Below are 21,169 nucleotides of genomic sequence, written 5' to 3'. Positions count from 1 at the left end.
GTGCATCAGCGTGTTGGCGCTGATGCACTTTTAAGATTAATCGCAAAAGAACAGTAAAAAGAATTGGAAGAGGTATCAAAATGGCACAGAACAAAATTTTGATTCTGGACTTCGGCGGTCAGTACAACCAGCTGATTGCTCGGCGTGTTCGGGAATGCAATGTGTATTCGGAAGTCCGCGGCTTTGAGAGCACCACTCTGGAAGACATCAAAGCCTTCGATCCAAAGGGTATTATTTTTACCGGCGGACCACAGAGCGCATACGGCGAAGGTGCACCGAGCATCGATGCCGGCGTGTTCGAGCTGGGCGTTCCGATTATGGGAATCTGCTACGGTGCGCAGCTGATGGCATACATGCTGGGCGGCAAAATCGATTCCGCTCCGACCAGTGAATACGGTCGTGCGGACGTGGTAATCGATGATAAGGACGGCATCCTGAAGAGTGCCGACGATGTGAATGTCTGCTGGATGAGCCATACGGACTACATCAGCCGGCCGCCGGAAGGTTTTGTGGTGACCGCGCACACGGATCACTGCCCGGTTGCGGGAATGGAAGACCGGAAGAGAGGATTCTACGGCGTGCAGTTCCATCCGGAAGTAAACCACACCGCACACGGTGCAGAGTTCATCCGGGATTTCGTGCTGGACGTGTGCAAATGCGACCAGGATTGGAAGATGAATTTCTTCGCAGAAAAACAGATTGAAGAGCTGCGGGAGAAGATTGGCGACGGAAAGGTGCTGCTGGCACTGTCCGGCGGCGTGGACTCCAGCGTCGTTGCGGGACTTCTGTCCAAGGCAATCGGCAAACAGCTGACCTGCGTTTTCGTGGATCACGGCCTGCTCCGTAAGAACGAGGCGGAAGAGGTTGCTGCCGTGTTCGGACCGGAAGGACCGTTCGACCTTAATTTTATCTGCGTGGATGCGAAACAGCGTTACTACGATAAACTGGCCGGCGTAACCGAACCGGAGCAGAAGAGAAAGATTATCGGTGAGGAGTTCATCCACGTATTCGAAGAGGAAGCGAAGAAAATCGGCAAGGTGGATTTCCTGGCACAGGGCACCATCTATCCGGACGTAATCGAGTCCGGCCTGGGCAAATCCGCTGTCATCAAGTCTCACCACAACGTGGGCGGACTGCCGGATTACGTGGACTTCAAGGAAATCGTGGAGCCGCTGCGCAGCTTGTTCAAGGACGAGGTTCGTCAGCTGGGCAGAGAAATCGGACTGCCGGATTACATTGTAGACCGGCAGCCGTTCCCGGGTCCGGGTCTGGGAATTCGAATCATCGGGGAGGTTAACGCAGAGAAGGTGAAGATCGTTCAGGATGCGGATGCCATCTACCGGGAAGAAATTGCCAACGCGGGACTGGCCGGAAGCATCAGCCAGTACTATGCGGCGCTGACCAACATGCGCTCCGTCGGCGTTATGGGTGACTTCCGTACTTATGATTACGCCGTGGCACTTCGTGCGGTTCAGACGTCCGACTTCATGACCGCAACCGCTGTGGAAATTCCGTGGAATGTCCTGCAGAAGGTGATGACCCGAATCGTAAACGAGGTGGATCACGTGAACCGGGTATTCTATGATTTGACCAGCAAACCACCGGGGACTATTGAGCTTGAATAACCTATAAACATCAAGAACCGTTGAAATTTCAACGGTTCTTTTTTTCGTGGGACCAAGTTTGGGACCAAGTCAGCAATATTTGCAAAACTCATCATTAATTTTTATTATTATAAGACACATGATTTTTAAGATTTGGTAGTAGCTACTTTCGGACACTTTTTCATCAATTGGATTGTTACCATGACAGTATTTATTTTGCAAATCTAATACATTTGAGTACTTATGCATATTTAGCATCCTTATCGCTTAAATGCTGGGATTGATGACCGCTTCCAACGAAAGCGCCAGTGCCTCTATGCTTTCTAATGGCTCTCCATTCAGCGAGCGTAAAGTATGGAAATCCAAGCTGCTCAGCTACTTTCTTTACTCCAATGTCATCAGATAGTTCTAAGGCTTGAAGCTTAAATTCTTTATCATATTGCATAGATAAACCCTCCTTATTATTAATATATCATTGTTTTATGGGTCTATCGACTGCACTTAAATGCTACCACTCCAAAACTTTACCGGTCGTTCTTAGACAAGGAAAATTTTGTGTTTTAATCTGAATCATAGTATGATATTTCACATAAAGTGTAGATTCAAAAACACTGGATGCTGGTGGGCGAATTGTATTACAGGGAGAAAGGGATAGTTTTGCAAGATATGAAAATAAAGTATTATCAGATTTTGCAGGGCAATTAGGGGTAACGTTTCAAATTACAATTAATGTCGACGATCAGGATAATGCCATTATCAATAAAGATTCAGATATAATGGGTGGTCAAGATCTTGTAGGAAATGAACTTGAGTATAGGGCAATTGGAGAGATTACTTATAGTGGAGATGCACAAGTTATTGCCACAAGTGTAGACAAAAAATATCCTTTTATTGTAGATTTTCCAGTTCAAAAAGGACGTATAACTGTCATGTCAGATGTAGACTGGTGGCATAGAAGGGGCAATATGCTCCATACACCTGCTCAATTACAGTCTGCACAGGAATTATGGGGAAAATTTTTATCAAACTCTATAAAAAATATGCAAGCTGTAAAGAATGGAATTAATCCTAATCATGAACATCATTTCAATTATATAAGTCAAGGTAATAAGATTTTGGCATATTGTGATGAAACATGGGGTGCCTCTGGATGTGAATATAATGGAATAAGTAACGCTGTTGCAGTAACCTTATTAGCTGATGATGCCTTTTATTCAGGTGAAGCTTATTCAGGTATTACAGTAGAAGGAATAGACACATACAATGCTATTACAAAAAGTAATTTAGACAAGTCACAAGTAAGCTTCTATCAAGTAGAGATAAAAGGAACCACTAGTGGAGGAATAAAACTTGAATCAGCGCCAAAAGAAAAAGGTCATTATTATGCAGCAATCACTAGTAATGGTGCACAAGCTGTGGCTGCATTTAGTATTGAGAGATTAGCACATAGTATTACAATACAAAATGGTACAACAGAAATTGCAGACAGTAAAGCAGAAGAAGATACGATTGTAACCATTAAAGCTGATCCGGCCCCGGCGGGAAAAGTGTTTGATAAGTGGGTTGTAGAAAGCGGAAACATTACCCTTGCGGACGCAAACAGCGCAACCACAACCTTCACAATGCCTGACAGCGCAGTAAGTGTGAAAGCGACCTATACGGACGCTCCGCAGACCGGAATACCGACAGAACCGGCGAAGCCTGAGAACCCCGATTCTCCGCAGACTGGCGATAACAGCCACATGGCATTGTGGATTGCACTTCTCTTTGTGAGCGGAGCAGGCGTAATCGGAACAACTGTTTACGGAAAGAAAAAAAGAGCAAAATAAATTCATATAAGTGTGCTTAGCGTACTTGCAACAATCCCTCCTGTCACAGACACCGGCAGGAGGGATTTATTATGGACAGATATAATAGTCGAATTGTGATATTCTTATTCATCCTATACCTACCTCCTTCTCTTTATTGATATTCATTGTTTTTCCTCCTGAAAATTGTCAACTTCAATTGCATTGCTGCGGAAATCAAGCCCTTTGGCACAATTATCATCAAAAATCAAAACCCTCCGAAGTGACTCAAGGTTTCCGCTACAATCTCGGAGCCATCTCGCATCGCCTGCTCGATATCCCCATGCAGAAGATACGAACACACAAAACTGGAATTGTCAAGAAAAGTGCAGTCTGTTAAACCCACAAAGTTTCTGATAGTCTAAGCAGCACACTGAATATCCTCTTCGAACAGCCTTCTGTTTGCTGCAGGAGGAAGACTGTTCGGATTTGATGTATAGATTCTCTTCTGGTTGTAATACGTGAATACATAGTTGAAGACGATTCGTTTATTTTCTTCTCTGGTCATTCTGTAGGTTGGAATTCTGTATAGCAGTTCCTTCTTGAGTGTAGCGAAGAAGCTTTCCATGTCGCGCCGCGGCAATTGCATAGATAACTGTATTATGGAGACATTTTTCGGTCGAATGAAGAATGAGATGTATTGTGGGGTCATTCCGGTCAAGGCGTAGTATATCGTTGCACACATGCCATAGACATCTGTCCAGGGGCCGAGTTTACCGTTCGGGAAGTATTGTTCCGGGGGTGCAAATCCATGCTTTAAAATTACTGTTTTAGATTCCTGTTCAGTCATACTTTCAAGGTTTGCAGAACCAAAATCAATGAGGTGGAATTGATTGTCGGTTCCGAGAATCAGATTGTCCGGACTGATGTCTCCATGAAGTAATCCTTTTTTATGAACCTGAATCAAATCCCGTAGAACCGGTGCAATGAGCTGGAATAATTCATCAAAGGACAGTGGTTCGTTTTCTTTAATATATTGTTTTAATGTGAGTCCATCGATTAGTTCCATGACAAGATAGAAGGTGCCATTTGCCTCGATAATATCTTTTACTCCTACGATGTGTTCCAACTGCTGAAATTCTTGTAAGATGCTTGCCTCTGTCAGAAAGCGGCGGCGTTCCCGCTCAAATAGTTCCTGATGCTCCGGAAAGGGAACAACGGTGGAGCTTTCTTGTTCTATCCTTCGGTATGCGATATGATTTGGAAAATACTCTTTGAGCGCAAAATGTTCGTCTGTATGGCGGAGTTTGCAGCAATAGGTGATTCCGAATCCGCCTTCTCCTAAAACCCGTTCAATGATGTAGTTGTGTGGTAGAACCGTTCCGGGAGGTAAAGTATGGTATGATTGTGGTATATGGTCGTTCATAGTTGTTTCTCCAATCAATCGTGCAAGTCTATTTATTCCCATTGAAAATCTTTACAGCAAAAAGAAATAAAAGCAAGGGTACATCTGCCAACTGTAATTCGGTCGTGCTGAAATCTCCCAAACTCAGTTCCGTTTCCGGATTTAGCAGGTAAACCTGTTTCGGGATGAGGCGGGTATTGCCCTCAATAAAAGTACCATTGCTGGAGTAGTCAATAATCTCATATTTCTGTTTTTTTTTATGATAGGTGATTTCACAGTGAATCCGGCTTACAAAAGGCAGGTTAATAACCACATCAACAGCATTGTCATCCCGGCCGATTAAAACCCGTTGTTCTGCTTTAATGCGAATCATGGAACCTTCATAGATACCACAGGTGCAGATGAGGGTACCGCAGGAGGGCTGATTCTTTAAGAAATCCCGTGTTTTCTTTTGATACTGTCGGCTGACCGGAATGGCGGTGTCGGTATCCCGAAGGGTAATAGATTGATTGTTATAACCAATAATCTGATTTATTGCTACTAGGTAACTTTGATGACAGCGAAGAAAATTATTTCCAGTTAAATGTTCTTCCAATGTATTCAATTTTTCATAACACTGGTAAGTTTCGGACAATGTGTGAATGGTAAGTATTCTGTTATTACTCTCAATGTAAAGAATAGTGTCAATGGGAATTTTGTAGTTGCTGCCCCGGGTTGACAAACAAATGAGAAACTCAATATTCCTGTGGAAAAAAGGGGCAAAATTTGATAGAATGAAAAAAATCAAGAAGCATAATTTAAAGGAGGAATTTGTTATGAACAGATTACAGGACAAAGTTGCTGTTGTTACCGGGTCCACCAGTGGAATTGGTGTTGGAATCGCTAGACTGTTTGCGGCAGAAGGAGCAAAGGTAGTCATCTGCGGGAGACGGGAAGAGAAGGGGCAGGCTGTTGTGGATAGCATTGCCCAGGATGGCGGAGAAGCCTGGTATCATTTTATGGATATTACGGTTACAGAGAGCATTGAGAAATTGTTTGCAGATACCGCTGAGAAGTATGGAAAGATTGACATTCTGGTAAACAATGCTGCCAATGTAGGTCTGAAGGATGGTCGTGTGGATGAGTTAAGTCTGGAAATGTGGGATGCTGTTTTCCAGAGTGATGTGCGTGGCACCTTCTATGCTACTAAGTGTGTACTTCCCTACATGCAGAAGAATGAGAATGGAGGTTCCATCATCAATATTGGTTCCATGGCTTCCTGCGGAGGAGACCTTGGTTCTACCGCGTATGCCTGTGCGAAGGCAGGTGTGGACATGCTGACCCAGTCCACTGCACTGCAGTACGGAAAGCAGAACATCCGTTGTAACTGTGTCCGCCCGGGATTGATTGTGACTCCGGAGAACGAAGCTTCTGTACCTCAGGCATTGAAAGATGTATTCCTGAGCAACATTATGGTGAACCGTTATGGATGTCCGGAAGACATTGGTCATATGTGTGTATACCTGGCTTCCGATGAGAGCGCTTATGTGAGCGGTCAGATTGTCAACGTAGATGGAGGTTTGAATTCCCATGTTTCTACGGTTGCCCAGTTTAGAGAAATGAATTCCCGTACCTGGTAAACAAAGTTTATATATAAATAAAAATACCATTCCATGGGAATCGTCTGGCATCAAGGTTTCAGACGATGCGTGGAATGGTATTTTGTTAGTGCGCCTGGCGGCGCACGTTTCTAACGGGTTAAAGTCCCGAATCCACCCGGTGGTGGGAAGGATATAGCCGAAGGCAAGGGTGTCCATCGTGGGATGGAATCTGAAGGAAGCTGGATGTGAGGAAAATACTAACTCACGGGCAAATTTCTGGTCTGACGAATAGAAATCTCATATAAGGTTATACATGAGGGTAAGACTGCTAACCAAGCCAAAGCCCAATAGCTACATGGAATCCTGTATGATAAATGAGGCAGATAGATGGAGAGGAAGAAATGTGTGATACCCAGGGAGGTCTGTTCGGCACGCCTTGAAAGAGGTAACCATTGCTAGCAAATGTCTACCTCAACGAGTTCGACCAAGAATTCTTGAAAAGAGATGTTCCATGCATAAGATATGCAGATGACATTGTGCTTCTTGCAAAGAGCAAGCAAGCATCAGAGAGACTCTTGGAAAGCAGTACAAAATATCTTGAGGAGAGGCTGAAACTTACAGTCAACCGAGAAAAGAGTCGTACTGTCAGCGTATTTGCAATTCGAAATTTTAAATTCCTTGGCTTTGCATTGGGAAGAAACGGAAAAGGCATTTATGTCCGAGTTCATCCGAAGTCATGGAAGAAGTTTAAGTCTAGACTGAAGGAGTTATCTTCCCGTAAGCGATGTCAGTCAATCAAGCCAAGTCTTGAGAAAATCAAGGTGTATGCGAGGGGATGGCTTAACTACTATGGAATTGCAAGTATGAAGAACAACATAGATGACATCAACGGATGGCTCTATCACATAATACGTATGTGTATATGGAAACAGTGGAAACTTCCAAGAACAAAGAAAAGAAAGGCTGATAAACAGTGGATTTTATGATATAGCCACAGCCTATCCGTCTGTGCACGTCAACTATTGAAACCGCCGTGTACCGAACGGTACGCACGGTGGTGTGAGAGGACGGCGGTTAGTCACCGCCTCCTACTCGATTTTTCTGTCAGTCTACCCGTTCGTTTCCCCAGAAAAACAGTGCCACCTTCTGCGTTGACTTTCATTTGTTCTACGATTGCCCGGATGACTTTTTTCTTGCCACGGAATTTGGTGCGGGGAATCAAATGTCCCAGATTGTCCATGTTTAAAAGAGGGCATATATTCAAAATATTTCCAATGGTGCCGGAGGTTTTGGAAATTCTTCCACCTTTAATGTAAAAGGACAAATTTGTCCATAATCAATCCGTAGCCGGAAGATGCACCCAGAGAATCTACAATATAGATGGTACGGTCCCGGTATTTTTCCAACAGCGTCTCCTTTGCAATATTGGCAGAATTGATGGCACCACTTAATCCAGAGGAGAGGCAGACATGCAGGATGTCATAGCCTTTTGCAAGAAAGCCTTCGAAATATGCCTCATATTCCTCAGCATTGACCTGGGAGGTTTTGGTGTCGGCACCTTGGGCCATAGCTTTGTAAAAATCTTCAAAATTTATGGACTGTCCCAGGTCATCTTTGTATTCTACGCCGTCCAATTCATAATGAAAGCATATAATGGAAAAGAGATTAAATAGTAATGGAAGATTCCATTATCAAATTGACATAAGAATGTGGTAGCGTATAATTAAAATTGAATACACTGAAAAACGGAGAAATAAATGATTTCAGGCAATAAAAGAACAAGAAAACAGGTGGAAAATACAAAAGCGGAGGAATAGTAAATGTTAGAGTTAGGAATAAAAGCACCGGATTTTGAATTGCCGGATCAGAACGGAGAAGTGCATAAATTAAGCGATTATGCAGGAAAAAAAGTGATCTTATATTTTTATCCAAAGGATAACACACCAGGATGTACGAAGCAGGCATGTGGCTTTTCTGAGCGTTATCCACAGTTTACTGAGAAAGGAGCTGTTATTCTCGGAGTAAGCAAGGACTCTGTAGCGTCTCACAAGAGATTTGAAGAAAAATACGGACTGGCATTTACGCTATTAGCAGATCCGGAGCGTAAAGTTATTGAAGCATATGATGTCTGGAAAGAAAAGAAAAATTATGGAAAAGTATCTATGGGTGTAGTAAGAACTACATATCTTATTGATGAGCAGGGAATCATTATAAAGGCAAATGATAAAGTCAAGGCGGCAGATGATCCTGAAAATATGCTTAAGGAATTGGTATAATGAAGATTATTTTATCACCTGCAAAAAAGATGATTGTAGATACCGATAACTTAGCACCGGTTGAACTGCCTGTCTATATTGATAAGACAGCAGAAGTATTAAACTGGATGAAAAGCTCTTTATAACAGGCTTACTCCAGCTGTTTTAGCATATGAAGGGATTGCATTTCAATATATGGCACCATCTGTGTTTGAAATCCAGCAGTTTGAGTATTTGCAAATCATTTAAGAATCTTTTCTGCGTTTTATGGCATTTTAAAACCAATGGATGGTTGCCAAGATGGCTCGTGGTGAAATGGTCAGATTCATAGCGGAAAATAATATTGAAAATCCGGTGGAGATTCAGAAATTTGACAGACTCGGATATTCGTTTAGGTCTGATTTATCTTCAGATTCAGAATATGTATTTGAACGCAAAATAAAATAGTTATTCAGATAAAAGATGCTCAGTTTGACAGTTTTTATAATAATGATAATTATTAATAATTTTTTGACAACAGGATAAGAGTGGTATATAATCCTTATTAAGAACTAATCCTAATAAGGAGGACGAATGACAAGTAAGAGAAATACATTCAAAAAGATCTTGTAAGAAATGCCGTATACGAAATGAGAAGACACGTTACGGCAAAATGAAGTGTATGAATTTATAGATGTATAAAGTGCGGTGAAATTTTTGATGTGGATATGGATCAAATACCGGATTTGCTGGAAAGAATTCATAACACTCATGGAATTGAATTTGTGGATTATGATATTTCATTTAAAGTCATTTGCCCGAAATGCAGGGAGAAAGTAAAGGAGGAACAGCATGGATAGGAAAGCAATGTATAAGTTGAGTTATGGACTGTTTATATTGACCGCTAAAGAAGCAGAAAAAGATAACGGATGCATCATTAACACAGCCATTCAGGCAGCTTCGGAACCAAACCAGTTAAGTATCTGTGTAAATAAGGCAAATTATACGCATGATATGATTCAAAGAACCGGAAAATTTACTGTATCAGTCTTAAGTCAGAAGGCACAATTTGAATTGTTCAAACATTTTGGCTTCCAATCAGGAAGAGATACCAATAAGTTTGAAGCATTTGAGCAGTGTGCCAGGGGCACAAATGGTATTTATTATATTACAGAAGGTACAAATGCATACATTTCTGTGACAGTTACTAAAACAGAGGACTTGGGTTCACATACGATGTTTATCGGTGAGATAACCGATATGGAAGTTTTAAGCAATGTTCCTTCAGTAACATATGATTATTATCAGAATAATATTAAGCCTAAGCCACAGGAGGTTGGAAAAACAGAGGACGGTCAGACAATATGGCGCTGCAGAATTTGCGGATATGAATATGTAGGCGAGGAATTACCAGATGACTTTATATGTCCTTTGTGCAAGCACCCGGCATCAGATTTTGAAAAAGTAGTAACGAAAACGGAGGTAAAAGAGATGGCAGCAAACAAATATGCAGGAACACAGACAGAGAAGAATTTACAGGAGGCATTTGCAGGGGAATCACAGGCAAGAAATAAGTATACCTATTTTGCTTCTGTAGCGAAAAAGGAAGGTTACGAGCAGATGTCAGCATTGTTTTTAAAGACTGCAGATAATGAGAAAGAACATGCAAAGATGTGGTTCAAGGAATTAGCAGGAATTGGTGATACAAAGGAAAACCTGGCGGCAGCGGCAGAAGGTGAAAATTATGAGTGGACAGATATGTATGATGGCTTTGCTAAAACAGCTGATGAAGAAGGATTCCCTGAGCTTGCAGCAAAATTCAGGGCAGTAGGTGAGATTGAGAAGCACCATGAGGAAAGATATCGTGCACTTCTTAAGAATATCGAAACTTCACAGGTATTTGAAAAGAGCGAAGTTAAGGTATGGGAATGCCGTAACTGCGGACATATTGTAGTCGGAACAAAGGCTCCAGAGGTATGCCCGGTATGCAATCATCCGCAGAGTTATTTTGAAGTACGTGCAGAGAATTATTAAGGGAGAATAGACAAGGAAGTAAAATATTATGTATGTAAGCATTGTGGAAACATTATTGAAAAGCATGTACCGGTACATACACTAGACGGTAATCTGGTTCATGTTGTTGTTGGAGAAATCAAACATCCAATGCTTGAAGAACACTTTATTGAATGGATTACATTAAATACCAATCAGGGTGTTTATAGAAAACAGTTAAATCCAGGACAGGAGCCGGTTGCAGATTTCTGTCTTTGTGACGAAAGATCAGTTTTCAGAAGTTGAATAGAAGCCTAATCCTGTTTTAAATACGGAGAGATAAACAAAAACCCTGGTGCGTGAGCAACAGGGTTTTTTATGTGCGCCTTGCGGCGCACGTTTCTAACAGGTGAAAGTTCCCAATCTGCCCTAGTAGTGGGAAGGATACAGCCAAGACCAAGTAGGGTGTCCATCGCGAGGTGAAATCAGAAGAAAGGTGGCGGCAAATCTTTGGTCTGACGAACAGAAATCACATCAGGCTTCAGTTAACAGAAATTAGTCATATTGCATTGTGAGATACAAGACATTATGGAATTTGTTCCAGATGAGGAAAGGTGAGATTTATTGGAGAAAAGTATGAAGATGGAATTGAAAAGTTAAAGCAAACACTGATAGAATAGGAAGATGGTCGACAATCATTAATACACCGGCTCCGGGATTAAATGTTGTATAAAGAAAATTGTTGATGAGGTAAAAAAGAAGAAGTAGAATTCTATACACCACATGATGTGGTTCAGTTGATTGCAACTATGATTGAGCCTTATGATGGCACAGATTTATCTGTGATCCGCGCTTTTAGACGGTAGAGCTCACGGTGGACCATTGACCTGCGGGATTGATCCGCGTATATTAGAGTGGCCAATGCCGGGAACTGTATTTGCTAGAGCGCTTACAAGATACCTTCGGGTAGTGACTTTTCAAAAGCGGAATATTTTCTCTTGACAAAGGTCACTTCATATCAGGTTGGAATCTAGCTAGCGTGAAGTATTATATAACCAAGTTAAAGGAAAAGGAATATTTGACGAGACAAGGAAGCAGTCAAAAAGGGAAATGGATGGTGTTGACAAAATGAAGAGATCTTTTTCAAAAGGAAATCGGCAATTCATGGTTGTCGCAATAGTGATTTTAGCAATGGGAGTGATGCTGGCGGGATGCGGACGCTCGAACGAACGGCCGGAGTTTTTGACAGCGCATGAGTGGGTTCACTACAATTCGGCAAGCAATGAAACAATTAGTTTTGGCGAGGACGGACACTTTGCGTTTTACGGTGACGAAGGGAATCCCGTGGGGAATTCCGACTTGTACGATCGGTATTCGTACGATTCGGAGAGCAAGGCGATTAAGCTTAAGCCGGAGGGCGATATGAAAATTAAGGTGCTTCGCCACGAGAAGGCGCGCCTTCTTCTGGATATCGACGGGGATGTGAAGGAGTTTTTCGATGGGAAGGATGAACGGATTGCCGGAGGCGCTCCTCAGAATCTGGAGTACGATCTGGACAACGTTGCAAGCGGCTTCGGTTCGTATCTGGCGATTATCAGCAAGGATGGATTTAAAATCGTTACCGCACCGGCAAATTATGACGGAGATGATCCGGAGTTTAAGGAATATGAACTTTCTGAAAAACTGGTGGATCATGCGACGTTCTATTCCTGGGTGTACGATGTGGATGAGTCGGGGATGGATGTCAAATCGAACTGCAGGAAGGTGACGGAAAAAGAAGCGGCGAAGATGATCAGCGACGGAGCCGCCGTGGGATTCGTGTGGTATAACGAAAAAGCGGAGATTACGAAAATCGTCTTTTGGGGAAGCACGGTTACGCAGTAAGAAATTGCAGTCTTGTGGCAATCGACGAAATATGTCGGTACCACGAGACTTTTTTTGCTGCGAAGCCCGCTAAAGTGCAGCTCTACCTGTGAGGGGTCGCAGTAAAATGAAAAGCGCAGGACCTGACGCAGGCGCAACTGGCGCAGAAGCTGGGGGTTTCCGATAAATCGGTTTCCAAATGGGAAAGAAGGTTGAGATTGTTGCCAAGGAATACATGAGGGGCAAGTTCCTTCGTTCGAAAGTGTGCTCTACGATGCAGATTCGCCGAGGAGAGGGGATGATCGGCGTGCTTCTGGATTCCGATAAAGGGGAATGCATGGTTTCGGTGGGCGACAGCGAGGGCGCCGGAGGAAAGAATCCTAGAAACGAATGGAAAATGCCTGAAGGAGAGCGGCGTTGACTATTACGTTTGAGATTATCCGGACAAGCTTGCCGGGGTAGACAATCCGGAGAAAAAGAGAATGATCATCGGAAACGAATTTATCGAGGTGTTTGCGGAAGAGGCGAGAAAACTGGACGGCATCGAGTTCCTGGCGCAGGGCACAATAACATGGAAATTCATGGACTTTGGGACAGCTGACAAAAAGTGTCAGCTGTCATCCAAAGTCCTATTTCATTTCCACGAATTGTGCCGGCTGCGTCTGCGGAAGACCCGCAGCGGGGACCTGCCCGGTCCTGGGGGAAGGAGGAAGCTGTAGGGGCTCCGCCCGGCACCGATCACCTCGGCGGAGCCCACTTCACATGAGGACTTATTTTACATAGAAAAAAATCTCCGTAATGAATTCGCTTTCGTCGCCGGAGGAAAAGTAATCGTTGATGCAGAACTCGTAGGAATCCGAAAGAATCTCCAGCTCGTTCTCCCGGCAGAAGTTCAGCAGCTTCCGGTAGGACCGTTCCACGGACTCGTACGTGCCGTAGTGGTAAATGCCGGCCACCTTGCCTGCCGGCAGGATTTTGATGTTCTTCGCTTTCTTTGTTTTCTCGATGGGCAGGAATGCCACGGAGGCCTCGGTGTATCTTCCGTCCAAAATATTTTCGTACGGGACAATGACACCGGTTTGGAAGAAGATTGGGAGCTCATCCTGCAGCGCCTGAGAAAAACACTTCTTCGTGGCGATGCTGATTTCCCGGAAGGACTGCGGAGCGTCCACCGGGGCGAAGAGGATACGGCTTTGCGGGATGTCCTTTACGGTCACCTCCTGATTGCCCTCGCGGAATTCTTTTACGTGCTCCATCTGTTCGCAGCGATGTGCCAGCCGGTGCTGAACCAGCTGTAGGCGTTTGATCTGCCGGTCGATGACGGAAAGCTGCTTCCGCAGGATGACCAGAGAGGTGTCGATGGTGTAATTTTTCATGTGCTCCTGAATTTCGCTCAGGGAAAAACCCAGCTCTTTCATGATTAAAATGGTGTCCAGATAGTCGATTTGCTGGGCGGTGTAATAGCGGTATTTGTTGTTCGGGTCCACGTAAGCGGGCTGAAACAGGCCGATTTTGTCGTAGAAAATCAAGGTTTGCTTAGAGATATTCTGGTATCCGGCAAGCTCCCCGATGGAAAACATATCTTTCATATAAATCTCCCTTGACACTATAGTTACTATATCCTTTACTATATAGCCATCACAAGAAATAAGCAAGCAGGAGGATTGAAAATGAAGTGTTTTGAAACAAAAATGACATATCTGCATTTTATAAAATATTTGATACCATCCGTTTTGACCATGATTTCCTGTCGTTCTACACGACCATTGACGGATTTTTCGTATCGAAATATGCCGGTTCGGATGCGCTGGCGGGAATCAACATCGTGATTCCGGTGACCTGCGTCATCTTCGGAATCGCGGTGATGCTGGCCACGGGATCCGGGGCGATTATCGGAGAGCGGCTGGGGCAGAAACGAGAACGGGAGGCCGGTGAAATTTTTGCTTTTATTGCCGCTTCGCTCCTAATATTCTCTATTGCATTTACCGCGGCGGGTATCCTGTTCCTGGAACCGATCTGTGTTTTTCTGGGAAGCAGCCCGCGGCTGATGGAGCACGTGGTGCCGTACGCCTTCGTGATTTTCCTGGGCACGGTGCCGATGTCCTTCAAGCTGTTCTTCGAGTACCTGGTGCGCACCGACGGCAAAGCCAACATCGGGATGGTGATGTCCCTCGTCGGACTGGTCCTGAATGTAGTCCTGGACTACATTTTCGTGGGACGGCTGAGCATGGGAACTTTGGGCGCAGCCTGGGGAACCTTCCTGTCCATCACGGTGAGCATGCTGATCGGTCTGGGATATTTCCTGAAATTCAGCCATATCAAGTTCTGCCGCCCGAAGCCGGATTGGAGAATTCTCCTAAAATCCTGCACCAACGGCAGCAGTGAGATGCTCACGGAAATGTCCACGGGAATTACCACGTTCCTGTTCAACCTGATCATCATGCAGTATTTCGGGGAAGACGGAATCGCGGCGGTGACGATTATCATGTACATCTACTACTTCTTTATCTCTATTTATATGGGAATCACCGTGGCTACCGCCCCAATGGTGAGCTACAACGCGGGCGCCGGAAATCACGCCAAAATCCGGGAGACCATCCGCTACAGTTTCATCACCATCGCCGTCAGCTCCGTGCTGATTCTGGCCATTTCCCTTCTCTGCGGGCCGCGCATCATCGGCCTGTTCGTGGACGGCGGCAGCGTGTTCACCCTGACCTGGGACGGCCTCAAGCTCTTCAGCCCGGTATTCCTGTTCATCGGCCTGAACGTGTTCCTCTCCGGCTACTTCACGGCCCTGGGCAACGGCTTCCTCTCGGCACTGATTTCCTCGCTGCGGTCCCTCATCCTGGTGGTGGTCTTCATCCTAATCCTCCCAAAACTCCTGGGTGTGTCGGGGGTCTGGATCACCATGCCGCTGGCGGAAGCCGTGACGATTTTCGTCGCCGTCCACCTGTATCGTTCCTACGGCAAGTGCTTCGGATAAAAATAAAACGGCGTAGGGCAGACACATCCGGGGAGACCGAGCCTTGCGGAAGGATAATCGACTAGTGGTTGTTGAACTTATTAGCCATTGAATTGTCTAATAACACAGGAGTATGCTTGTAATAGGAAAAAAATCTCTTGAGAAAGGAAAGGAAAAAGTTATGAAGAAGAGACGATTAATGGCATTACTTTTATCCGTCTGCGTGGGCATTTCAATGTTTCCAATGATGGCCTTCGCCGATGATGGTTCTACGGGAGAGACAAAACCAACCGCAACCGATGCGAAGTATTTCATGTATGAAGAAGGTGAATACGATGAAGTAAACGATACTGAAACCTATGAAATAACAGGATATAAAGGCACTGCATCCACGGTTGTAATTCCGGATACAATTAAGGGCAAGAAAGTAACATCGATATCCCTTTATGAAAATGACGATAAATATGATAAGTGTTTCGCAAAAATTCGGACACTTGTCATTCCAGAAGGGGTTAAAGATGTCAGCCTGGATTGTTTCTATATGAAACGGATTGTTATTCCGCAGAGCGTTGAAGCGTTGGATATTACCGGCATGCATAGAACGATTCTGGATTGCAAATGTGGATCCTATGCAGAGAAATGGGCATTATCCCATGATTTCCCGTTAGCATCGGGAACATCCACTCAGATAATAGCTAAAGCAACCTTTAAGAAGTCCGGAAAAGTTGTTAACACTTGTAAGAATTGTGGCGCATCGAAAGAGGCTAAAGTTTATCGTGCGGATGCTTGTTGTACTGGAGCTTATAAAGGTGAAAATGGCTTTTATTACAATGGAAAGGCAAGAAACGGACATATTTTGGTGTATGCTGTCGACAATCAAGACGCCTGGCTGTACGATCTTGAAAAAGGAAAGGATTATACCGTTAAAGCTCCGGCAGGAAGAAAAAAAATCGGGGTATACTATTATACGGTAACTCTGAAAGGAAAGTATTCAGGAACAAAGAAGCTTGCAATGAAAGTTGCGCCGAAAAAAACAAAAATTACGAAAATCAGCAGAGGAAAGAAAACCCTTACCGTTAAGTGGAAAAAGCAGCGCTCTCAGACCAGTGGCTATCAGGTTCTGTATCAGTCTGCAAAGATGAAAAAGCCGAAAGTAATTACGGTAAAGAATAATAAGAAGACTTCTGTGAAGATCAAAAAGCTGAAGAGGAAGACTAAATACTATGTTTGCCTTAGAACCTATAAAAATGTAAAAGGCAAGAAAATTGGTATTTGGGATGAAAACAATCTTAAGATTGTTAAAACAAAGTAACGAAAAAAGTCAAAAGTGCAAGCAAAACCGAGACAGAGACTTGTCTTTATATAATCTGTCAAAAAATTACCGACCGAGCCCAAAAGGCTCGGTCGATTGCTTTGTATGCCTTTTGTACGGGTTTTAAACTAAAGTATACCAAGAATTAAGGGTATTAAACTATGTCTTCATTGATTCAACTTAAGTTGGAAGTGCATAATTATTGTAGCTATTCTTTATTTATAAAACAAGATAAAGTTTTCGCCGCTAAGTGGCGCCGGGAGTTTTGGGAAAATGATAAACGAGTAGGATTTTGAAGATGAAAGAAACACAAGTAATTAACAGGATTGAAACAGGGAAAAGAATTCGCCGGTTGCGTGTGGAGAATGGATATCAGGTAACCGATATCCAGAGAATTATCGGACTGGCGTCGCCCCAATCCGTTTACAAATGGGAACGAGGGGACAACCTTCCATCCATTGACAGTGCGGTTATTCTGGCATGGATCTTCGATATTCCTGTGGAAGATTTATTTGTTCTGAATGATTCCGACGAAGGTTTGGATGAAGAAGATAGAAAAGTAACAACGTGCAAATAGTTTAGAAGAACCAAAGACGCAGACCCCCGGTATGGCTGACGATTGTCAGCCATACCGGGGGTCTGCTATTTTTTACTCTTTATGGATAGCCGTTGGAGCGGAATCGTTGCTGCGAACCACCGTACAAGTATTCATGAAACACTTCTAATTTGGACCGGTCACGCAAAAGTGGCGGAAATTGACGACGAAACCCTCTGCCCCGAGGTTGCGTCGTCAATTTCCACGCGGCCGCCGGGTGGATTAGAGCCAAATGCCCGAGGGAGAGGGCGAGATGAGGTCTAGGAAGCAGGAAAACCGAGTGGAAATAAGTGATTTTGTTCCTGACTTCAATTTTGACTGGAGCATTTTCCGCAAAGAAAACATTAGATTGACGACAGACCGCCGGAAACCGAAGGTCTGTCGTCAATTTTTGGTGGCACAGAATGCGGATTAGAGCAGGTGGCAGGGAGGGATGATTAGAATTGACGACGACGAGGCGAGAGTGTGAGTTCGTCGTCAATTCTTTCCTTTTGGAAATATAATAGTGGGAAGAGATGCACGGACCCCGGGGCCTTCCATGCATCTCTTTTCATCTGAACGCAGCCCGCCGGCCGGCGCGGTTCGCGCACGCCTGCCCGCAAAGCCAAAGAACTCGGTTTTCGAGCGCGAACCCGTGGGACGCGCAAAACAGTAAAACGCGTCCCGTCCGTTAGCGGAGCCCAACCGGCTCGGCAGCGCCCACCAAGTTCGGCAGCGCCCCGGGGAAGCGCTGCCCGAAGGTGAAATTTAAACTTACAATTCAATCGGAAAACCTGAGGTTTAATTCAAAATACTTTTACCACTCTAAAGCTGATTAAAAGTGGTAAAAACATAGAAAAAACATAAAATTAAAGGAACGGTACCTTGTTTTGTACCATTATAAAGAGTAAAATGAAACGTAGCGTATTGCGGAATTAGAGTGTTAAGAGAGAAAAATGCGGACAGGATTGAATGTCAGAAAGAGAAAAGACGGGCTTTATGAGGCTCGATATATGAAGGGGCGCACGGAAGAGGGCCGGATTGTGTACGGGTCGTTCTACGGGAAGACTTTGGAGGAGGCGGCGGCCAAACAACCCGGCGAAGCCGACGAATAACGGCGAAGCCGCTGTATAGAAAGAAGGTACAAAATGAGCATTTTATTGGCAGGGGGCGCCGGATACATCGGGTCCCACACCGCAGTAGAACTGATTCGAGCAGGCTATGACGTAGTCATCGCCGACAATTTTGATAACAGCAGCCCGGAAGTCCTCCGGCGAATCGAGCAAATTACGGGCGTGCGGCCGAAGATGTATCGGACGGACGTGAAAAACCCGGACACATTGAAAACTGTTTTTACGGAAAACTCCATCGACGTGGTGATCCATTTTGCCGGGCTGAAGGCGGTGGGAGAATCCGTGGAGAAGCCGGTCAAGTATTACCGAAACAACATCGATACCACCCTGACGCTGCTGGAAGTGATGCAGGAGACGGGCTGCCGCCGGATGGTATTCAGTTCCTCCGCCACCATTTATGGGGAAGAGGCGCCGGTGCCGTATACGGAGGACATGGGCCGCGGAAAATGCACTAACCCGTACGGTTGGACGAAGAACATGATGGAGCAGATTTTGGAAGATGCGGCGCATGCCGACAAGGAGATGTCGGTGGTTCTTCTGAGATATTTTAACCCGATTGGCGCGGACGCTTCCGGTCTGATCGGCGAGGACCCCCAGGGGATTCCCAACAACCTGATGCCGTACGTGTCCCAGGTGGCCGTGGGCAAGCGGGAGAAGCTGACGATTTTCGGCAAGGACTACGACACGCCGGACGGCACCTGCCGGCGGGATTTCATCCACGTGACGGATCTGGCCAAAGGCCACGTGAAAGCCGTGGAGTATGCGATGAAGACTACCGGCACGGAGGTGTTCAACATGGGCACGGGCACGCCCTACAGCGTTCTTGAAATCGTAAAAGCATTTCAGGACGCCAATGCCCTAAAAATACCATACGAGTTCGGCCCGAGACGTCCGGGGGATCTTGCGGAGTGTTGGGCGGACGCTGCCAAAGCGGAGCGAATCCTGGGCTGGAAGGCGGAGAAAAACCTGACCGATATGTGCCGGGATACCTGGAACTGGCAGAAAAACAACCCGGATGGGTACAGATAAGGAGAAAAAGCGATGTTTAGAGGAGCCGATATGAAGCCGTTTGAGAAGAAGGTATGGCTGGCTTCGCCTACCATGCACGGCGAAGAAATGAAATATATGAAGGAAGCCTACGATACCAATTGGATGAGTACCGTGGGCGCGAATATTAACGAGGTGGAACGGATTGCCGCGGAGAAGGCCGGCGTAAAATATGCGGTCGCCCTCTCGGCCTGCACGGCTGCGCTGCACCTGTGCGTGAAACTGGCTGGGGAGAAGCTGTACGGCCGTCCGGCAGTGGGCCACGGCGCCGTGGAAGGCAAGCGGGTGTTCTGTTCCGATATGACCTTCGACGCCACCTTGAACCCGGTACTGTATGAAGGAGGAATTCCTGTTTTTATCGACACGAATCCGGAAACCTGGAACATGGACCCGGCAGCTTTGGAGAAGGCCTTTGAGATGTATCCGGAAGTCAAACTGGTGGTGTGCGCGGAGCTGTACGGATTCCCGGGCGGAATTCGGGAGATTAAGGAAATCTGCGAGAAGCACGGGGCACTGCTGATTGAGGACGCAGCGGAAGCCATGGGTGCCACCTATGAAGGCCGGCAGTGCGGAAGTTTTGGGGACTATTCGGCGATTTCCTACAATGGAAATAAAATCATCACCGGTTCTGCCGGCGGATGCCTGCTGACCAATTCCTTGGAGGATGCCAATAAAGCCCGCAAATGGTCCACCCAGGCCCGGGAGGCAGCGGCGTGGTACCAGCACGAAGAGGTGGGATACAACTACCGCATGAGCAATGTCATTGCCGGCGTCATTCGCGGCCAGTACCCGCATCTGGAGGAGCACATTGCCCGGAAAAAAGCCATTTACGACCGCTACGCGGAGGGCCTGAAGGACCTTCCGGTGAAAATGATTCCATTCGATGAGAAGTCCGTTCCGAATTACTGGCTCAGCGCGTTGATTATCGACGAGGATGCCATGTGCAAGCAGGTTCGGGGTGAGACGGATGCCCTTTACATCGGGGAGGCGGGCAAAAGCTGCCCGACGGAAATCCTGGAGGCCATTGCCGGCCTGAACGCGGAAGGCCGTCCGATCTGGAAGCCGATGCACATGCAGCCGATGTACCGGATGCACGAATTCATCACCGTGGACGGCACCGGCCGGGCAAAGACGAACGCCTACATTGCCGGCGAGGCCAAAGACGTGGGCGCCGATATCTTCGCCCGTGGCATGTGCCTGCCGTCGGACAACAAAATGACCCCGGAACAGCAGGACCGTATCATTGAAGTTATTAGAGCGTGTTTTGAATAAACGAAAAAGAATCCAATTCGTCCTATTCCTGATGTACGTTGGGTTCATGTTGTGGATGACCTTGTTCAACCGCACGCCGTACCCCCATCGGGTATTCCGGCCGGAGCTCTTCTGGGAAATCCGGAGCATGCTGGCGGGGGAAGAATCCGGAAAACTGCTGACCCTGCTGTTTCTGGAGAACATCCTGTTCTTCATCCCGTTCGGGTTCCTTTATCCCGGTAAAAAAAGCATTTGCCACGTTTGCGCTGCCGGCATGTTCACGTCGGTGTCGATTGAACTCATGCAGCTGCTTACCCTGCTGGGAGAATGCGAGCTGGACGATGTAATCAGCAACACCTTCGGGGCATTTATTGGAGTTTGCTTGTATCAGGTTGCAGAAAAGTGTTGGAAAGAGTGTGCGTAAT

24 protein-coding genes and 2 pseudogenes are annotated in these 21,169 nt (G+C 45.7%); 21 read left to right on the top strand and 5 right to left on the bottom strand.

Annotated features, from left to right (window positions below):
• Positions 1-80 precede the first annotated feature (80 nt).
• Complete coding sequence (gene guaA, locus FYJ65_RS07735; protein ID WP_154554748.1) at positions 81-1,625, top strand: glutamine-hydrolyzing GMP synthase; 1,545 nt, start codon at positions 81-83, stop codon at positions 1,623-1,625.
• 220 nt (positions 1,626-1,845) lie between these two features.
• Here guaA and FYJ65_RS07730 read toward each other — a convergent pair whose 3' ends face one another.
• Positions 1,846-2,049: a transposase gene (locus tag FYJ65_RS07730; RefSeq protein WP_154554747.1), complete on the bottom strand. Its 204-nt coding sequence runs from the start codon at positions 2,047-2,049 to the stop codon at positions 1,846-1,848.
• Positions 2,050-2,380: 331 nt separating this feature from the next.
• On the opposite strand from FYJ65_RS07730, the gene FYJ65_RS07725 reads away from it, so the two are divergent.
• Positions 2,381-3,433, top strand: coding sequence for an InlB B-repeat-containing protein (locus FYJ65_RS07725; RefSeq protein WP_154554746.1), 1,053 nt, complete (start codon positions 2,381-2,383; stop codon positions 3,431-3,433).
• Between the two features lie 379 nt (positions 3,434-3,812).
• Here the strand turns inward: FYJ65_RS07725 and FYJ65_RS07720 are convergent, their stop codons facing one another.
• Positions 3,813-4,817, bottom strand: a complete 1,005-nt coding sequence (locus tag FYJ65_RS07720; protein ID WP_206157367.1) for a serine/threonine protein kinase — start codon at positions 4,815-4,817, stop codon at positions 3,813-3,815.
• A gap of 28 nt (positions 4,818-4,845) precedes the next feature.
• A complete protein-coding gene (locus tag FYJ65_RS07715; protein ID WP_154554744.1) occupies positions 4,846-5,715 on the bottom strand; it encodes a LytTR family transcriptional regulator DNA-binding domain-containing protein in 870 nt (289 codons plus the stop codon).
• Between FYJ65_RS07715 and FYJ65_RS07710 the strand changes: the two genes are divergently transcribed.
• Positions 5,612-6,415, top strand: coding sequence for an SDR family NAD(P)-dependent oxidoreductase (locus FYJ65_RS07710; protein ID WP_154554743.1), 804 nt, complete (start codon positions 5,612-5,614; stop codon positions 6,413-6,415). The two genes, FYJ65_RS07715 and FYJ65_RS07710, sit on opposite strands and share 104 nt — an antisense overlap.
• 413 nt (positions 6,416-6,828) lie before the next feature.
• Positions 6,829-7,362 carry a group II intron maturase-specific domain-containing protein gene (locus tag FYJ65_RS07705; RefSeq protein WP_331469454.1) on the top strand — a complete coding sequence of 178 codons (534 nt, stop codon included), beginning with the start codon at positions 6,829-6,831 and terminating at the stop codon, positions 7,360-7,362.
• Positions 7,363-7,454: 92 nt separating this feature from the next.
• Here the strand turns inward: FYJ65_RS07705 and FYJ65_RS10010 are convergent.
• Positions 7,455-8,010 (bottom strand): annotated as a pseudogene (locus tag FYJ65_RS10010) (DegV family protein).
• A gap of 186 nt (positions 8,011-8,196) precedes the next feature.
• Here FYJ65_RS10010 and bcp point away from each other — a divergent pair.
• The 10 genes and pseudogenes from bcp to FYJ65_RS09875 all read left to right on the top strand — a co-directional run bounded on the left by bcp (position 8,197) and on the right by FYJ65_RS09875 (position 13,184).
• Positions 8,197-8,652 carry a thioredoxin-dependent thiol peroxidase gene (gene bcp / locus FYJ65_RS07695; protein WP_154554742.1) on the top strand — a complete coding sequence of 152 codons (456 nt, stop codon included), beginning with the start codon at positions 8,197-8,199 and terminating at the stop codon, positions 8,650-8,652.
• On the top strand, positions 8,652-8,777 hold the full coding sequence (locus FYJ65_RS10055; RefSeq protein WP_331469452.1) for a hypothetical protein: 126 nt from the start codon (positions 8,652-8,654) through the stop codon (positions 8,775-8,777). Before bcp ends, FYJ65_RS10055 begins: the two co-directional genes overlap by 1 nt.
• A 142-nt stretch (positions 8,778-8,919) precedes the next feature.
• Positions 8,920-9,078, top strand: a complete 159-nt coding sequence (gene yaaA / locus FYJ65_RS10050; RefSeq protein ID WP_465223470.1) for a peroxide stress protein YaaA — start codon at positions 8,920-8,922, stop codon at positions 9,076-9,078.
• Positions 9,079-9,462: 384 nt separating this feature from the next.
• Positions 9,463-10,059, top strand: a pseudogene (locus FYJ65_RS09945) (flavin reductase family protein); the annotation flags it as partial.
• 42 nt (positions 10,060-10,101) lie between these two features.
• Complete coding sequence (gene rbr / locus FYJ65_RS09940; protein WP_235898237.1) at positions 10,102-10,644, top strand: rubrerythrin; 543 nt, start codon at positions 10,102-10,104, stop codon at positions 10,642-10,644.
• A gap of 6 nt (positions 10,645-10,650) precedes the next feature.
• On the top strand, positions 10,651-10,908 hold the full coding sequence (locus FYJ65_RS09935; protein ID WP_328603045.1) for a desulfoferrodoxin family protein: 258 nt from the start codon (positions 10,651-10,653) through the stop codon (positions 10,906-10,908).
• An 858-nt stretch (positions 10,909-11,766) separates the two neighbouring features.
• Positions 11,767-12,486 (top strand): hypothetical protein, encoded by a 720-nt coding sequence (locus FYJ65_RS07670; RefSeq protein WP_154554740.1) that lies wholly within the window; start codon positions 11,767-11,769, stop codon positions 12,484-12,486.
• Between the two features lie 122 nt (positions 12,487-12,608).
• Positions 12,609-12,704: a helix-turn-helix domain-containing protein gene (locus FYJ65_RS10005; protein WP_154554756.1), complete on the top strand. Its 96-nt coding sequence runs from the start codon at positions 12,609-12,611 to the stop codon at positions 12,702-12,704.
• Complete coding sequence (locus tag FYJ65_RS07660; RefSeq protein WP_154554739.1) at positions 12,665-12,886, top strand: hypothetical protein; 222 nt, start codon at positions 12,665-12,667, stop codon at positions 12,884-12,886. Before FYJ65_RS10005 ends, FYJ65_RS07660 begins: the two co-directional genes overlap by 40 nt.
• A gap of 61 nt (positions 12,887-12,947) precedes the next feature.
• Positions 12,948-13,184 carry a hypothetical protein gene (locus tag FYJ65_RS09875; protein WP_331469451.1) on the top strand — a complete coding sequence of 79 codons (237 nt, stop codon included), beginning with the start codon at positions 12,948-12,950 and terminating at the stop codon, positions 13,182-13,184.
• 51 nt (positions 13,185-13,235) lie between these two features.
• Here the strand turns inward: FYJ65_RS09875 and FYJ65_RS07650 are convergent, their stop codons facing one another.
• Positions 13,236-14,054: a MerR family transcriptional regulator gene (locus FYJ65_RS07650; RefSeq protein WP_206157365.1), complete on the bottom strand. Its 819-nt coding sequence runs from the start codon at positions 14,052-14,054 to the stop codon at positions 13,236-13,238.
• A gap of 107 nt (positions 14,055-14,161) precedes the next feature.
• On the opposite strand from FYJ65_RS07650, the gene FYJ65_RS07645 reads away from it, so the two are divergent.
• From FYJ65_RS07645 to FYJ65_RS07615, 7 genes are all read left to right on the top strand, one after another.
• Positions 14,162-15,448: an MATE family efflux transporter gene (locus FYJ65_RS07645; RefSeq protein WP_328603044.1), complete on the top strand. Its 1,287-nt coding sequence runs from the start codon at positions 14,162-14,164 to the stop codon at positions 15,446-15,448.
• Between the two features lie 112 nt (positions 15,449-15,560).
• Positions 15,561-16,739 carry a fibronectin type III domain-containing protein gene (locus tag FYJ65_RS07640; protein WP_154554736.1) on the top strand — a complete coding sequence of 393 codons (1,179 nt, stop codon included), beginning with the start codon at positions 15,561-15,563 and terminating at the stop codon, positions 16,737-16,739.
• Between the two features lie 298 nt (positions 16,740-17,037).
• Positions 17,038-17,316 (top strand): helix-turn-helix transcriptional regulator, encoded by a 279-nt coding sequence (locus tag FYJ65_RS07635; RefSeq protein WP_154554735.1) that lies wholly within the window; start codon positions 17,038-17,040, stop codon positions 17,314-17,316.
• Between the two features lie 953 nt (positions 17,317-18,269).
• Positions 18,270-18,428 (top strand): hypothetical protein, encoded by a 159-nt coding sequence (locus FYJ65_RS07630; RefSeq protein ID WP_154554734.1) that lies wholly within the window; start codon positions 18,270-18,272, stop codon positions 18,426-18,428.
• A 33-nt stretch (positions 18,429-18,461) separates the two neighbouring features.
• On the top strand, positions 18,462-19,475 hold the full coding sequence (gene galE, locus FYJ65_RS07625; protein ID WP_154554733.1) for a UDP-glucose 4-epimerase GalE: 1,014 nt from the start codon (positions 18,462-18,464) through the stop codon (positions 19,473-19,475).
• A gap of 12 nt (positions 19,476-19,487) precedes the next feature.
• Entirely contained in the window at positions 19,488-20,765 is a 1,278-nt protein-coding gene (locus FYJ65_RS07620) for a DegT/DnrJ/EryC1/StrS family aminotransferase (protein WP_206157364.1), read from the top strand.
• Positions 20,766-20,796: 31 nt separating this feature from the next.
• Entirely contained in the window at positions 20,797-21,168 is a 372-nt protein-coding gene (locus tag FYJ65_RS07615; protein WP_206157363.1) for a VanZ family protein, read from the top strand.
• Position 21,169: the final 1 nt, after the last annotated feature.

Source organism: Mogibacterium kristiansenii, from assembly GCF_009695905.1.
GTDB lineage: Bacteria > Bacillota > Clostridia > Peptostreptococcales > Anaerovoracaceae > Mogibacterium_A > Mogibacterium_A kristiansenii.
This window is presented reverse-complemented; position numbering and strand designations above follow the sequence as displayed.